The following is a 14,899-nucleotide window of genomic DNA, read 5'->3' on the forward strand; positions in this document are numbered from 1 at the left end:
GGTAGCGCCAGCGCCTATCGCCGGTGGCTTGTTCATGCTCGTCGGCAAGCGCACTGTACTGGATTGCAGCTTTAGCCTTCGGAGCAACCTCGCGGACAGACGATCATATACTGTTTTTGAATCGCATCGGGTGAGCGGGTGACCTGCCCCTTTGGCGCAGGTCACCGTTCCGGAACAGTAAGATAGTTATGCCGCTCTGCGCGCCTGCTCCTTCATAAGCGCCTTCTCGACCTCACCTTCCATGAACCGATAGGAGTTCTCGCTTTTCGCGACCTTCTGCGGATCAAAGCCAGCCATCTCCATCGGCATTCGGAACGCACCGATCAAGGCCGGGAGATTCCTGTCTAGGAAAGGTCTCGGCTCGGTCGTCCAACCAATGAGGCCATCTTCTATCTTCATCAGCGCGCGCAGTCCGTAGACCACGGGCAGCACGAACCCATCGGGAACCGTGCAGTCATTGTCCAAGCCCAGATAGGGCGTTGAGACCTTACCCCGCTTTGGAACCTTAACGGCTTTGATCCGACCGAAGGCACCGCCGGTCTCCTTGTTGTAAGCGTCCTTGAAACCGAGGAACACGGTGTCGAACAACTCAGGCAGCTGGCCGGTGACATCGAAGGCGCTGCCAACAGCCGTGCTGTGAAGCTCGTGGCGGGGCCCATCCTGCGGCTTCGAGACCGCGGGATGCTCCATCAGACGATCGAAGAGTTTGGATACCTCGCCTTTACCCGAGTAGAGCTTGGGGGCTGTGAACTCGAAGCTGAGTGGGCTACCTTCCTCCGTCTGCGTTGGAAGCAAACCTTTTTGCGCGAGGACGCCTAGGGGGATCCAGGATAGAGCGATGACGTCCCGAACCTTGATTGGTCTCGTGTCGTCGCTTTCCCATTCGTTGCTCTTCCATTCAACGCGTTCAGCGATGTGGGAGGGTAGGCGGTCGCGCAGAGCCTCATAGAAACCACGTTGGTTCGACTTGGCTTCGGAGGTCAGCTGAGCGTTGTTGTTCCGAGCCGCGCACACCTCAATGAGTGCGAGCTTGAACGCTTCGGTCACCTCCTCGTCCTCAGGTTCAGACGGAACGAGCAACTCGACCGGCACCTTGAAGGTGAACTCGTCGCGCATCGTCCGCACCTCATCGCCATGCTCGTCCCACGCCGCTTTCAAATCGGACCACAGCTTGATCTTCTTCACCTGCCGCTCATCCATCACGTGGCCGAGAAGGAAGGTCCCGAGCGCCAGCATGTTGTGGCCACCGTCTAGCAACCCTTCATAGGCTGGGTTGTGAAAGCGTAGCTCGTAGCGGCGGCGTTCCAACTCGTCGTAGTCGGAAGTGCCGAGTAGGATGCCTTTGGTCTTGAACTGAAAAATCGCGGGACTGTCGCGGACGCTGTCGATGATATCGGTAGTCACGGTGTTCGCCTTGGCCGAACGCGGGTTCGCATCGAGCGTTGCGTCATCGAACAGGCTGATAAGATGCTTCGCCTCGACGAAGCCGACGATCCGTTTGATCGGGCCGTCGGATTGCTCAGCGCACTGGGCGAAGCGAATGATGGTCTTGCTGGGATTCATGGTTCTCTTCCTCAAGAGAACCGGCTCTGCGTTGCGCAGGCGCATTCGAGCTTCGCGTGAGACGCTACGGGCCTCCGCCCTCGTCCCCCGCTCGCCGTCCGGCGACTGACAACCGAGACCGGCTCGGTTTCACCTTTGCCCTTGCGGGCGCAAAGACGACCGTCCGGCCGCCACCTCCATCCGGAGACAATTGGATCATGACAGATACGATAAGGTTGTTCAAGTGGCGCCGAAAACGACGTCGAAGCTTCAGGTTGAGGGCGAGCAGGCACGGCTTAGAGTAATGCTGTAGAACAAAAGTTAGTTGAACAAGATCGGCTCGGAGTATCACCCCAATCCTAGAAGTCTCTCCTTGTTGCTACGCATCCATTTCAGGTCAGACGCCCAGTGAGAAAGAGCGGTTTCAAAGTTTCTTCGACCGAAGCGTTTATCATACTCGTTTTCTATATGCCTTCCGATACTCGAAAAGCGCAACTCCGACCCAGGCTCCCCCCCAATAGCGAAGGTAGTCGCTGTGCACGCCATGGTGTGTGAAATCAGCGTGAAGAACGCGATGGATTATGTTTCGACGCTCCGCGTCCGGCTTTCCCTGCGATTTTCCTACTGTATAGCCGAAGTACTTCAACGAAGATATCTCGTGGCCGAAATCTTCGACGCGATGTATGGATCTGTTTCGGAATGTTGGCTCGGATACTGGACGCCCGTAAGTATGCGGGTGTCGGGGGAGATCCGAAGAGGGCGAAGGCGCAGAAATCTGCGAAGCACCGGTCAGTGGGTTTTTCAGATTGTTAACGGCTGAGTCCCGATCAGCTCGGGAATGGTCGGATGAAGCAGTGATAACATCTTCCGCCTGGCGCAAAGGATCGTCGTCTGGCAAATTTGATTTGTGATCTGAAGGTTTGTCTGCCTCCCCATTACCATCCCGCTGTGAATACATGAACATCGCTATCCCTGCGCATACCGCCGCGATCCAGCCGAACGCATCAGGATCCTCTGCACCTGAGAGGCTAGCGAGCAACGTCGCCACAAAATACACTGGTGCCGTAACGTAGATAGATAGGAAAAAGAAAACCCATATCATCATTAATGCGGCAAAGACGCTCGCAAATGCTTGTCCAGCGCGTTTCACGCCTTTCTCCTACTGCGGACGATCGCTCAACTCACCGTCTCTACGCCTATAGTATTGACCGAAGTAATTGCCTGCCAAGCAATGAGGGTGACGTTCTCTGAATGAACGGGATCCTTCAGTTTGGGCTGCTCGTAGGGCTCAACACCTGAGGTGAGAATAAAAGTAACCAATGGGCCTACGTCGCCGCATGCTGCCGCTTGTGCGTAGAAAGGGCGAAGCTGGTTCTTCTCACGCGGACTCCAGGGTGACTCCGCGATGCGTATCGCTTGGTTGACTGTTGTTTCGTCGGCGATATTGCTTTCATGCTTGCGCAGCAATGCAGCGACGTCACGGTTCAGCTTGTCTATGCGCGGCTGCACGTTCCTAGGGTCAGTCTCATAATTCCAAGCAGCCACAATGTCGTCTCGGCAGGCTTCCCACAACGAGAAGACCTTCTCCAATTCGAGCGCTTCATCTACGACCCTCGTGGTTTCGGGTGCGCATTCGGCGAGACGCAAACCCACCGCCAGTTCGTCATCCATCTTGAAGGGCCGCTCACCGCCGCTCTCGGTGCTGATCGGTGCCCAGTCGGCGCTCGTAGGTATGAATCGGAAGAACACTTCATCGGCGATCTCCGCACAGAAGACTACGCCCTGCCGATCACCCTTCGCGAAGCCCGACCCGATGCCTGCGGGGAGGTTGCGGTAGTAAGCGGGACGGTCGCCTAGTGCACCGCGGAGAGCCTGGCGGTACTCTTCGCCGGACTGCGCCGCGCCGCCTGCGCCGCCTCTCTCATAGAGCGACGGGTCTTCCGCGAGCAGCTTCTCTATCTCGCTTCGGGTCTGAGTGAAACTCTGATCGCCATCTTCGCCGTCCTCAACGGGGGCGCGTACGCCAATAGTGCGGGCAGCTGCCGCAATCTTGTCGAGTATACGCTGCTCGAGGCGTAGCAACCGGTCGAGCCTCTCGGCCGGAAAGATCGTTGTCAGGAAAACCTCATCATGCGGACTACCAATGCGGTCGACACGGCCGTGCCGTTGAACGAGGCGCATCGGGTTCCATGGCACGTCGAAGTTCACGACATGCCGGCAATCCTGTAGGTTCACGCCCTCAGCTAGCACGTCAGTGGTGATGAGAAGGTCGTAAAGGTCTTCCGCTCCTGGGCTACCAGCTGTCCGAGGCGTAAATCCTTCCGTCGCCCGCGCTTTCGTGACGTCGCCTTCGCCATCGCCGCTGACCGAGGCAATGCGACCGACATAGTCGCCCAAAGAATGCGTCTCTGCCTGCTCAGCAAGAAAATCGCGGATGTAGGCGACGGTATCGGAGAAGTACGAGAAGACGAGAACTTTGCGATCGCGGCGCGCTTGTGTCGGATCCTTCGCTCCTGCCTCGGCTTCCGCCGCAATATCGCGTAGCCGCGCCACGAGCGCGAGTAGCTTGTCGTCCGTTTCGGGGGTAACCGCCCCAGCGGCATCTAGCAGTCCCTGGAGCTTGGCGCGGTCACCTTCGACGTCGCGACGTAGACTGTCCGTGTCGTACGCGCTCGCGGGCTCGGACAGATCGTTGTTGCCGAGTACGTCCGACAAGTCCTCTTCGTCAGCGGCCCCCTGCCAGTCTCGCAGGAACTGAGTGCCGACGACGTGTCCTTCGGCTAGCGCAGCAAGGAAGGTATCATGCTCGCGAACCATTTTCGTTAGCGTGCGCCTGAAGGCATGAGCTGAGGACTCGAAGCGTTTGAGGAGGCCGGAACGGAGCAGGCCGATTGCCGCCTGCGCCTGAGCTGCTTCCTCGTCGTCTTCGCCGGATAGGCGGTAGGCTGCCGTATGGTAGCGTGCAAAAAGTACCTGTTCGGCGCGCGAGCGCTGTGGATCGAGCGCCGCTTCAACAGCGTCGAACAAGGCGGGCAGGGGGCCGTCTACCTCGTATCGAACGGTTTTCGGTGTCGCGCGGGGAAAGCTCAATTGCTGCTCGGTCCCGTCGGGACCGATGAACCGCTCGTCCTTGTAGTGCCGCTTCACGAACGCCCGCGTCCGCTTCACGCAGGTGGCGTCGATGATAGGGAATAGACGGTCGGGACTGAGGTCGGATGGGCTCTCCGCCGCGGCAGAGCGGAACGCAGCCCGCAGGCTTCGAACGCCTTGCTCCGCCAGCCCAGCGTCCTGTCGAACGAAAGACGTAATGGCCTCGTGGAGATCCCAGATCGAGTTGTTCACGGGGGTCGCGGTTAGCAGCAGGACCTCGCGCTTGCGTGCCCCGCGCAGGAGTTGGCGAAGCACCCCTGCGCGCGTGCGCGATGCTGGATTGCGGTAGTTGTGGGCCTCGTCGATGACCACGAGCTGATAGTCATCGATATCGTGCGTCAGGTGCGTGCCGGGTCCGAGACCTAACTGCCGCTCGTTCGCCAGCTGCTCGTAGGACAAGACGTCCGCCGAGATGTCGAACGAATGGTCCTTAATGAACTTCTCCCAGTTGCGCCGCAGAGCGGCGGGGCAGAGGAGGAGGGTGCGTTGGCGGCGCTGGTGGTAGGGACGCATGATCTCGCCGCCGATGAACGTCTTGCCGAGTCCCACCTCGTCGGCGACCATCACGCCGCCGAGTTCACGCATAATGCGGCGCGCGCGGGCGACGCCGTGCATCTGAAACTCCATGAGGCTGAGGCCGCCTGACGTCTCCTCGGCTTCCGCCTCCAGATCGTCGCCATACGCGGCCAGCAACATGCGGACGTAGACGTCGAAGGGCTCGTAGGCGCCGATCAGCGCTTCGAGGAAGCCCGCGAGGTCGTAAGGTTCCGCTTCGTTCCACAAGCCGTCGAACCAGGCATGGGCGTCGCGGACTGCATGATCGTCGGTGCGGACGAGGCTCGCCTCCAGGTTCGTGGTTAGCCCGGCGCGGGTCAGGTTGGACGAGCCGACCATGACGCCCGCACCCTCCTCGCCGGGCCCGCCGAATAGGTAGGCCTTGGCGTGCAGGAACCTGTCCGTGTACCGCCGCGCCTCGACCCGGCCCGAGCGTAGGAGCGCAATGAGGCGCGTCAGCTGCGTGCGTGCTTCGGAGCCGAACGGGTAGGCGTCGCGCGCCGCGCGGGCGCGCGCCTCGTCGCGCAGAACCGACTCGCCCAGCAGACGCTTCGCCATCATCGCGTGCGTCTCGCCGGGGCGGGGGACGGCCGCGTCGAGGTCGGCGGGCGCCTCCGAGCCGAGCAGCAGGCGGACCCGGCCGCAGCCTTCGAGCCGAGGGACGAGGCGGACGAGCCCCGCCGGGGTGAAGAAGCCCGTCGCGACGGCCAGCGCGCTAGGGCCGTCCGCGCCCCGCCCGCCCAACGCCGCGTGCAGCGCCGCGTCGTGCGTGTTGCCGTCCAGGTTGTCGATCAGGGGGCCGAGGCCGTCGGTCATCCGCTCGGTCACGCCGCGTCCTCCTGCCCCGCGGCGGCATCCGGCAGCCGCGTCGCCCAGTCGTCGTAGTGTCCGAGCACGGCGGCCAGGCGCGGCTCGTAGTCCCAGCCCTCGTGGAAGGTCTCGAAGACGTGGACCAGCTGCTCGCGGCTGAGGCCATAGAGATGGGCCACCACGGCATCGAGTTCGTGGATCATCGCGTCCTTCCGGTCCGGGCGCAGAGGGCCGTACTCGACGCCGACAGCCTCGGCCCAGTCGGCGTAGCGGTCGTCCACGGCAGCAAGGCGGCCGGAGAGAGCGACGGTGCGTTGCCAGAGGGGATTGGAGCGATCGGGACGGGGAATAGGGAAGGGGTTGATGACGAAGAAGCTGACATGTGATTCCGTTACGCGACGTGCGTACCAGTCAAGTGGAATAGAGCATAGGATACCCAACAAGAACGCTTCGTCCTTTTCGTCGCCACGCGGAAATAGGAAGTACTGAGCCTGATGGGCCGCAAAGGTGTCGGGCGGCATTAACGCTACGCGGACTGTTCGTGTGTCACCTGCCCGCGAGCTGTCCCGAAAAGCGACACGGGGCCGACGGTTCGGTAGGGTTGCGAAGTCACCTCGATAACTTTCCCCGAACTCACGGTGAGCACTTCCTTTGGGTGCTCGCATACGCTTCGATAAGATGCGACGTTCGGTCCTGTCGATGGGGGCATGGCCATAACGTTCTCCGCTGTCGGGTTGCCACAGGTCGAACGTTTCTCCTTTAAACACCGGGTACGTGCCTTCCGGACCCTCGTCGGTCGTCACCGTGATGAGGCGCCGTTCGGGTTTGGCGTTCTTCGGACTGTCCTTGTCGCCGGTCGCATGGAGTTCAACGTCCGGCCGCGCGCGCCAGCCCTGGCCCTCGTCGTGATCCAAACGTGGGTGACGCCGCATCTGCAAGAAGATGTCGAAGCTCTCCGGGGTCGGCAGCATGGGCAGGGCAGCGACGTCCGTCCACGTTGCGACCTCGCTACCGCTTACGGTGCGCTGAGTGCTGAGACCGGCTTCGTACCGTTCGAACCTGTCAAACGGGCCTCGTAGGGTGATAGAGGCGTTTTGCCCGCCACGGGTGATTACGGTCAGCGCGATCGTCCACTGCGGGTGTATCTCATCGAAAGCCCACCGTCGGCTGTTCGTGAGCAGTGTCGTATCGACGAAGTGGGCTTCCTCGAAGACAACTTCCCGGAAGGTCGAAGTACCTTTTGCTGATAGTGCGCTCCGCGGCAGCACCACGCCGAACCGACCGCCGTTCTGTGCCGACAAGTGCCAGAAGCGCCAGCAGAACGCCTTGTAGACATCGGCATCTCCGGTTCCCATGCCGGGGTACTGGTCGGTGACGATGGCGTCGCGAAATTTATCAGCGGTCGTCAACTCCTTGGTCAGAAGCTCGGCTAGGTCGTTACGCTCTTTCGCGTACTGTTCCTGCCTAGCTTCTCGTTCCTCGTTTTTCAGTCCGCGCAGACCAGGGAAGTGCCGAGCCCAGAATGTCCTGTCATCGACCTTTGGTTTCTTCCAAGGCGGATTCCCCAGCATCACGTCGAAGCCAGGTCGGTCGCGTAGGAAGATCTCGGGGAATGCTACCGGAAAGTGGAGGGCGGACAGACCATTCAGTGCACGATGCGCCGCAGCGATAGTTGCCGCCTTGTCAAGGTCACGCGTCTGGTCCCGCCAAACTTCCGGCTCGAAGACGACTTCATCCGACAACGGCTCCGCCGACAGTACATCACAAAGTTCGCGGATGCTCGCTAGTGCTTCATCGGCCTCGCGCACTGCTTCCCGACTCTCTCGAACCTCAGCCACTGTCGCGTCGTTCAATGTGCCGAGTCTGCGTAGCGCAGGCTCAGCATCGGCCAGCAGGTCGCGTGCGGTCGTCCCGAAGAGGTCGCCAGCCTCTTCATCCAGTCGTTCCTTCATTTGTGCCACCGTCCCCACGCCCACTAGCGCGTTCCCCTGGCGCAGATTGTGGTCCAGCACCGCCAGCGGCAGGCCGGGTACGAAGGTGTGCAGCCAGACGGCAAGGCGCGCTAGCTCCACGGCCTGCGGATTTAGGTCCACGCCGTACACGCACAGCCGGGCGATCAGGCGCCGTAGGAGCTGGCGGTCCTCGATCTCCGCCGACGGATCCTTCATGGCGTCCCGCGCGGCGCGCTTGAGCTCGTCCAAGCGCTGCACGACGTTCGTCAGCGGGTCGCCCGCCTCGGACCGCCGCTGCAGGTAGCTCGCGATCCGCCGCTCGATCCGGTCGATGGCCGCGACCAGGAAGTGCCCCGACCCCATGGCGATGTCGGCCACGCGGAAGTCGAAAAGCGTTCGCGCCGCATCGGTCGCGTCCAGCGCGTCCAGCCGCGCGAAGTGGTCGTCCAGCGCGGGTTCTAGCGCGCGGTCGAGCAGGTGTGCGACCGCGAACGGCTTGGTGTAGTAGCTGCCCGTGGCCTTCCGCGCGCCGGACTGGTTGTGAAGGTACACCTCGCCCTTCTTGATCGACGGTTCGGCGCCGTCCTTGGTCGGCTCCAGGATCAAGTCGTCGGTCTTCGGGTTCGCCTTGCCGCGCCACCTGGACTTGTTCTGATAGCGGACGGTGAGATCCGTTCCCGCCACCGACAGATCCGATTCGAGCAGCCCCTCGTATATCGTCCCGAACTCCCGCACACCGAGTGACCGGAAGTCCACGGGCGCGAGGCGGTGGTCCGCGCCGTTGCCGTCGTGGGATAGCAGCAGCGCCTCCAGCGCGGGCGCGAAGGCCTCGTTGGGCAAGTTGAGGTTAGCCAGCAGCGCGCCCTCCTCGCTGACCGCGGGGTCGGAGGAGAACAGCGTGCCGTTGTAGGCGGGAACGCCCCACTCGGTCTTCCCCTTGCTGACGGCTCGGAACAGCGCGGTCACGTCGTCCCAGTGCTGCGTGCCCTCGGCGAGCGGTGTCCCGTTGGTGTGCAGGTCCGCGAGCCCCTGCGCCTTCCGCGTTAGGGACCGCTCGCGATACGCCTCGTTGCTGCGGTAGGGTAGGCGGTCACCGTCCTCGGCGTAGGCGAGGAAGAGAAGGCGGAAGAGTAGCGTCAGCGAGGCCCGATAGGTAAGCGCGAGCTGGTCAGCTGTCGAATCCTCTAGCTTCTGGGCATTGACCACCGCACGCGCGAGCTGCGGGACGACCTGTTCGTAGATACGGCGGCGGAGATCCTTCGCCAGGCCCGCCGCATAGCGTTCGGAATCTCTGAGCAGCTGCTCGACCGTCCCGTCTTGGGCGAGCGCGTTGGCAGAGAAGAGCAACCAAACGAACGCGCGCTCCTCCGCGCCCGCATAGCGCAGATCGATCTCGACGAAGGTTTCAGCCGGACCGCGCCGGCCCACGCCGGTGTCTGCGTCGGTAGGATAGAGCCGGAGCCGACCGTCGCGAACGAGGATCACCCAGCGGAGGTTCTGCTCGTCAGCTTTGGTCAGCGCATAGGAGACCGGGGAGAGGTTGTTGAAGCGCGCCGCTACACCATCGGGTCGTTCGTCCGGTTCCAACAGGACGGCCAAGGCGCGCCGGCGGTCCTGCGAGCGAAGCAGGAGGGTATGCCGGGCAAGTTCATCGACGTCGTAGCCGAGCGCAGGCAGCATCGCGCGGCCTTTCTTGCGCCGAAGGTCGCCCGCCTTCGCGGCGGCTTCCCTGCGCCTAGGCCCCGCCTCGTCGCCCTCGCCTCTGTCAAAGGTTCGCAGCGCGTGGTTCGCGAACAAACCCTCGTTGCGAAGCCCAGCTAACTCACCTTCCGCCAATGTTGGCAGCGCATCGGTGAGGAAGCGACGGGCAGCTTGCGCATTCGGCTCACCCAGTGCAGCTTCTGCAATCGAGCGCGCCTGCTCTGCTGGTTGGTCGAGGGCGACGACAGGGTCATCCTCATCGGGCCCGCATAGAGCTGACAGCTCGCCGTAGAGAGCGATGGCAAGAACAGGCGTTGCCCGCCGGTCCCGCCGTGCCTTCTGCCACCGTTTCATCGTCCCGGCGGTTGGCTTTTCGGCGAGATGACTGACGACAACTTCTAGGGTGTTGGCGCCCTTACCTACGAAGAGCTGGCCGTCGCGACCGCCTTTCGGCAGTTCCGCCAGCGGGCGCGGCAACGCCTCCTCGATGAACCCTTCCATTCTTACCCCGCACCTACGCCCTTCTCGCAATGATTGCAGGCGTTTCATGGTCGGTGCAACGGGTTAGCGTCTGGAAGCGGAGGATGCTGAAAGTGCCTGCGGGATAGGTGGGGCGGGCCATGAACCCCCCCGGTCCGATTCGGCACCGTGTGTTGGGCTTGGAAGCTAGTTTGCCGACTGACTGCGCTTGGCTGCTTTGAAACCCGGGTCACCTGCAAGGAACGCCCGGATCATATGCGGTGCCAGTTGCGCCGGCGTCTGCGCCTCGCCGTACTCGCGCTCGTAGGCGTCGGCATAAAGCTTCAGCTCTTCGGCGAGGTCCGGCCCGATCGTGAGGGTCAGGCGGACGGGCTTGCGGGCGACCTCGCGGCCGAGGCGGAGGGTCTTCTTCGTCATCGTTGGGTTCCTTCGTAAGGGGGCAGGGGCAGGGCGCGCTCGAGGACGAATGCGAACTCGAAACCGGCGCGGATGCGCAGGGTGGGTTGGGCGGTGGCGCCTCGCTGGACGAGGGTTTGGCCTGCGGCGTTGGTCGTGCCTTGCAACGCCTCGCGGACGGCTTCGGCGGTTTGGCCATCGCCGCTGACGGCCAGTTCGCTGCCGACTCCGAGCAGAGAGGAGAGTAGGCCGGCGCGGACGAGGCGCCCGGTGTGGCGGTCGACTTCGTCTTCGAGCCCTGCCGCACCGGTCGGATCGAGAGCCGGGAGGTCGGACAGGAGGACCTCTTCGCCGTTCGGGAAGACAAGGCGGTTCCATCGGACGTCGGCACGGGATTGGAACGCGCCGACCTCACTTCCGTAGCGACCGATCAGACGAGCGCCTCGCGGGATGAGAACGGCTGCGCCGGTCTGACTGTCGACGACGTTCTCGGTCACCTGTGCGACGGCGGTGCCGGGGAGGTCGGAGTTCACGGCCGTCAGCAGGCTCGCGCGGACGACCGTCCCCGGGGCGAGGTAGGTACCAGTCGGAGCCGCGGTGCCGTCGGGCATGGCGTCAGCAGAACTGTCGTCGGCAACAAGGCCGGCAAGCCTCTCACCCTCCGTCGTCCCGCCGCGGCTGCGCAGAGTGAAGAACACGTCGGCCTCGCGAGCTGCCGTGGTGATCCGGGCCTGGCGGATGCGTTCGACGCGCGCTGCTTCGCTCTCCGCATCGGGTAGGAATGGCATCGCAGCTTCGTCATAGGGCGGCAGTTCGGCCGCGGCGTCGATACCGAGGGAGCGCTCGGTCTCGATCAGCCCGCCGCCAAGGTCGCCCGGTAGGGGCGGGCCGAGTTGCGGCACGCGGGCAGGCATCGGACCGGACGGCAGCGGTGCTGCCGCTTCCTCGTAGCTGCGCGGTAGGCGATCAATCGCGTCTGTGGTCGGCTTCGCCGTCGAAGTCGGTAGAAGGGCCGCATCGGCCGTCCGTACACTCGGCGGCTTCAGCGCGAACAACATCGCACCGAAGACGAGGCCGGCCCCCGCCGCGGACGCGCCGAGGATCACCTTACGAGACAATCGCACAACGGGACGGGGACGCGCGCGCAGCGTCAGACCCTCGACGGTCTCACCGTTGGCGGCCCCATTCATCGCCGGCCTCCGGTCCGCTCGATGCGGACACGCTGTTGACGCTTGCCGCCGAGGCGTAGTTCGGCAGCGTCGAAGAGGCCGTCGACGACGTAGGACTGATCGCTGACGCGGTAGTTCATGAGCGAGGGCTCGTCCTCGTCCGAGAGCACGAAGAGGGGTGGGCGGACGGCCGCTTCGCCGCCGTCCGGCATCTGAACATAGGTTCGCGTCCCGTCGTCGAAGGCACGAAGCGGGCGCCAGGCGGGCCGGTCGCCGCTGATCCGGTAGGCGAAGTTGAGCGAGCCGACGTCTACGCGGTCGGCGACAGTGCTCGCTGCCTCACGTTCGGCCGCGGCGGCCCGCCCGCGAAGGGCAAGTAGCTCGTCTTGCGGGTACCGCCAGGACAGGGCAGCCATGTAAGTGCCGTCGGTCGAACGAAGCTCGAGGTGGTAGGCGCGGCGATCCGTCGTGACGACGAGGTTCGTCGTCAGGTCCGGGCCGGTCGGCTTGACGAGGATATGCGTGCGCGCGCCCTCGCCGCTGCCGGACGTCGTGTCGCCGAGCACCCAGCGAAGGGTGTCGCCAGCGGACACGTCGACGAGCCGTTCACCCTGCTGCAGGGCGATGTCCGTGACCTGCTCGGGCGCAGCGTAGACCTGATAGAGCGCACCGGGGGCGTAGTCGTAGACCTGGATGGCGTTGAGGAAGCGACCGCCGTTGGGCTCGACGCGCGCTGCGGTCGTACCGGAAAGAACGGCCGGGGCGCCGGTCTCGGCCTTCGCCACGGCTAGGGCCCTCGGACGGGGCTTCAGCTGCCCTGGGAGAGCAAGCGGCTTTGGGACCTCGACGACCTCGATCGCTGTCGGCTTCTCGTCCGCTAGCTCGGCTGGGACGAAAACTAGCGCAGATTCGGACGAGGTGCTCGGCGTGGTCGCACAGCCGGCAAGCGCCGTACCGAGTAACAGCGCGATGGACGTAGCTACGTTGTTCCTATAACGGATCATCGGGTCTCTCCGGTGGTGAAGTCGCGGGACCAGTCGAAGGCGTCGACGAAGATCCCGAGTGGGTTGGCGGCGAGGTCGAGTTCGGTGCGCGGCTCGCGACGGACGATCGTCAGGACGGCCGAGTAGGGCTCGCGTCCGGCGAAGGCGCCGTTCTGGTGCGTGGTCTCGGTCCAGCGCAGCTGGAAGGAGGAGGGCGATGCGCGCACGACGCTGACGACCTCCACGGTAATGGTCTTCTCGCCGACCTCGGCGAAGGGGTCGTTGCGAAGCGCGTAGTCATTGAGCGTTCGCGCTGCACGGTCGGTGACGTACTCGTAGGCGTCCAGCCAGTTCTGCCGCACGACGATCGGGTCGGTGCTCAGAGAACGGACCTTCGTGACGAACTGCGACAGGTGGTAGGCGACCTGCGCGTCGGTCGGCTCGTAAGTGCGGGCGGCTGCGCCGACGGCGCGAACCGCGCCGCTCTCCGCGACCTCGACGACGTAGGCAGCGACGCGGGGCTGGTTCGCCATCACGGCCAGGCTGATCACTGCGATCGCGGCGCAGGCGGTGCTGCCGAGCGCAGCGATGCGCCAGTTCTTCGCCTGTACGCGGGCCGAGCCGATCCGCTCGTCCCAAACCTGTGCGGCCTTCTGGTAGGGCGTGATGGGTTCAGGCGTCGCGCCGTAGCGCACGCTAGGTCGTTTCCAGATCATGGATCAGTCCTCCTGCTTCAGGTTGGGGTTCGCGCCGCTGCCGGGACGATCGCCGTCGGCGATGGTGCGGGCGGTCATGGAAGCGGCGTCACGGGCGGCACCTGCGCGGCCTGCCTTGCGCGCCCAATCAGGGGTCACTTCTTGGCTAACCGGGCTCGCTACGGACGACGCGGTGCCGCGAATCGAACCGGCGGATGAACTGCCGCCGGTCGCAGCGAAGGCCGAATGCGCACCGCCGGTGAACGACGATCGAATTCCTTCGGTCGCGCGGGTCGCAACGCCAGATCCGCCGCTTGCAACGCTGCCACCTGCTGCTCTAGCGACGCCGCTAAGACCGGCAGTGGTCCCTTTCAGTCCGGATGCGCCGGACGCGACTTTCGCCATGCCGAAGGCGGTCGTGGCGCCGCCCATCGCGCCAGCAGCAGCTTTCGCCGCGCCGCCTGCACCGCTGGCGACGACGCCCACCCCTGCCGATACGCCTCTGACCGCGCCTGCTGCAGCGAGCCCACCGCCGATGCCCACGCCCGCCGCGGTACCGACAGCTGTACCTGCGCCGAGCTGCGGTGCGCCGGAGACGAGGCCGTTCGCGATACCGGGACCGAAAATGCCGAGCGCGAGAAGGGAGAGGCTCGCGAGCATCATAGCGAGCCCGTGGTTCAAAGTGACCTCAACATCCTCTGGCGGCAACATCGCCTCGAAGATCGACGTGCCGATGCCGACGACGATCGCCAGCATCATGATCTTGATGCCGGACGCTACGACGTTCCCGAGAACGCGCTCGGCGAGGAACGCCGTCTTGTTCCAAAGGGCGAAGGGTACGAGGACGAAGCCAGCGAGTGTCGTCAGCTTGAATTCAATGATCGCGACGAAGACTTGGACCGCAAGAAGGAAGAAGGCGGCAACGACGATCAGCCAGCTGAGCAAAAGAGGGATGATGACGAAGAGGTTCGCCGTGACTTCGCGGAACCCTTCGAAGTCTGCGACGGCGTCCAGGAACAGCTGGGCCGCATTCGCCCCCGTTGCTGCGACGAAGCCCGGGGAGAGAAGGTCTTCCCGGGTAAGTGTGCTACCGGACGCGGTAATGCCGAGTTGTGTAAAGCTTTCGAACACGATCGACGTCAACGTCTGGAAGTTGCCGATGACGAGCGCGAAGAAGCCGACGTAGAGAACCTTCCTCACAAGTGATTGGACCACGTCGTTGCTGCCGCCCCAGGCCCAGAAGAGCCCAGCCAAGGTGATGTCGAGCGTAACGAGGAACGTCGTCAGATAGGCGACGTCCGGCTGCAGCAGGCCGAAGCCGCTGTCGATGTACGCAGCGAACGCGTCGAGGAAAGCATCGATAACGTTGAGATCGTTCACCGTGAATGTCCGTAGAGTGAGTAATTCTGTGGTGCCGTAGGCGCGCGACAGAAGCAGGGGAGAAGAGGGGGTTTCTGGTTTCCGTT

Annotated in this window: 9 protein-coding genes; all 9 read right to left on the reverse strand. The window is 63.6% G+C overall.

Annotation, left to right across the window (positions count from 1 at the left end; all coding sequences use genetic code 11):
* Positions 1 to 186: 186 nt before the first annotated feature.
* The gene (locus IE88_RS0114045) at positions 187 to 1,563 is read right to left on the reverse strand and encodes a hypothetical protein (protein WP_036767401.1); all 1,377 of its coding nucleotides are present in this window, start codon (positions 1,561 to 1,563) and stop codon (positions 187 to 189) included.
* 430 nt (positions 1,564 to 1,993) lie between these two features.
* Positions 1,994 to 2,692, reverse strand: a complete 699-nt coding sequence (locus tag IE88_RS18265; protein ID WP_156032620.1) for a hypothetical protein — start codon at positions 2,690 to 2,692, stop codon at positions 1,994 to 1,996.
* Positions 2,693 to 2,718: 26 nt separating this feature from the next.
* Positions 2,719 to 6,075, reverse strand: coding sequence for a helicase-related protein (locus IE88_RS0114050; protein ID WP_051882293.1), 3,357 nt, complete (start codon positions 6,073 to 6,075; stop codon positions 2,719 to 2,721).
* The gene (locus IE88_RS0114055) at positions 6,072 to 10,211 is read right to left on the reverse strand and encodes an Eco57I restriction-modification methylase domain-containing protein (protein WP_051882295.1); all 4,140 of its coding nucleotides are present in this window, start codon (positions 10,209 to 10,211) and stop codon (positions 6,072 to 6,074) included. Before IE88_RS0114055 ends, IE88_RS0114050 begins: the two co-directional genes overlap by 4 nt.
* A 165-nt stretch (positions 10,212 to 10,376) precedes the next feature.
* Entirely contained in the window at positions 10,377 to 10,607 is a 231-nt protein-coding gene (locus tag IE88_RS0114060; RefSeq protein WP_031555639.1) for a DUF2274 domain-containing protein, read from the reverse strand.
* Positions 10,604 to 11,776, reverse strand: coding sequence for a TrbI/VirB10 family protein (locus IE88_RS0114065; RefSeq protein ID WP_051882297.1), 1,173 nt, complete (start codon positions 11,774 to 11,776; stop codon positions 10,604 to 10,606). Before IE88_RS0114065 ends, IE88_RS0114060 begins: the two co-directional genes overlap by 4 nt.
* Positions 11,773 to 12,540 carry a P-type conjugative transfer protein TrbG gene (trbG, locus tag IE88_RS0114070; RefSeq protein ID WP_238319318.1) on the reverse strand — a complete coding sequence of 256 codons (768 nt, stop codon included), beginning with the start codon at positions 12,538 to 12,540 and terminating at the stop codon, positions 11,773 to 11,775. The genes IE88_RS0114065 and trbG overlap by 4 nt, the downstream gene beginning before the upstream one ends.
* A gap of 215 nt (positions 12,541 to 12,755) precedes the next feature.
* A complete protein-coding gene (gene trbF, locus IE88_RS0114075) occupies positions 12,756 to 13,454 on the reverse strand; it encodes a conjugal transfer protein TrbF (protein WP_031555646.1) in 699 nt (232 codons plus the stop codon).
* Between the two features lie 3 nt (positions 13,455 to 13,457).
* A complete protein-coding gene (gene trbL / locus IE88_RS0114080) occupies positions 13,458 to 14,813 on the reverse strand; it encodes a P-type conjugative transfer protein TrbL (protein ID WP_031555649.1) in 1,356 nt (451 codons plus the stop codon).
* Between the last annotated feature and the right edge of the window lie 86 nt (positions 14,814 to 14,899).

This window comes from Parvularcula oceani (assembly GCF_000733125.1).
Taxonomy (GTDB): Bacteria; Pseudomonadota; Alphaproteobacteria; order Caulobacterales; family Parvularculaceae; genus Parvularcula; species Parvularcula oceani.

Coding starts and splice junctions, on each gene's coding strand:
- IE88_RS0114045 (WP_036767401.1), bottom strand. CDS start 1,563: ATGAATCCCAGCAAGACCATCATTCGCTTCGCCCAGTGCGCTGAGCAA.
- IE88_RS0114055 (WP_051882295.1), bottom strand. CDS start 10,211: ATGGAAGGGTTCATCGAGGAGGCGTTGCCGCGCCCGCTGGCGGAACTG.
- IE88_RS0114060 (WP_031555639.1), bottom strand. CDS start 10,607: ATGACGAAGAAGACCCTCCGCCTCGGCCGCGAGGTCGCCCGCAAGCCC.
- IE88_RS0114065 (WP_051882297.1), bottom strand. CDS start 11,776: ATGAATGGGGCCGCCAACGGTGAGACCGTCGAGGGTCTGACGCTGCGC.
- trbF (WP_031555646.1), bottom strand. CDS start 13,454: ATGATCTGGAAACGACCTAGCGTGCGCTACGGCGCGACGCCTGAACCC.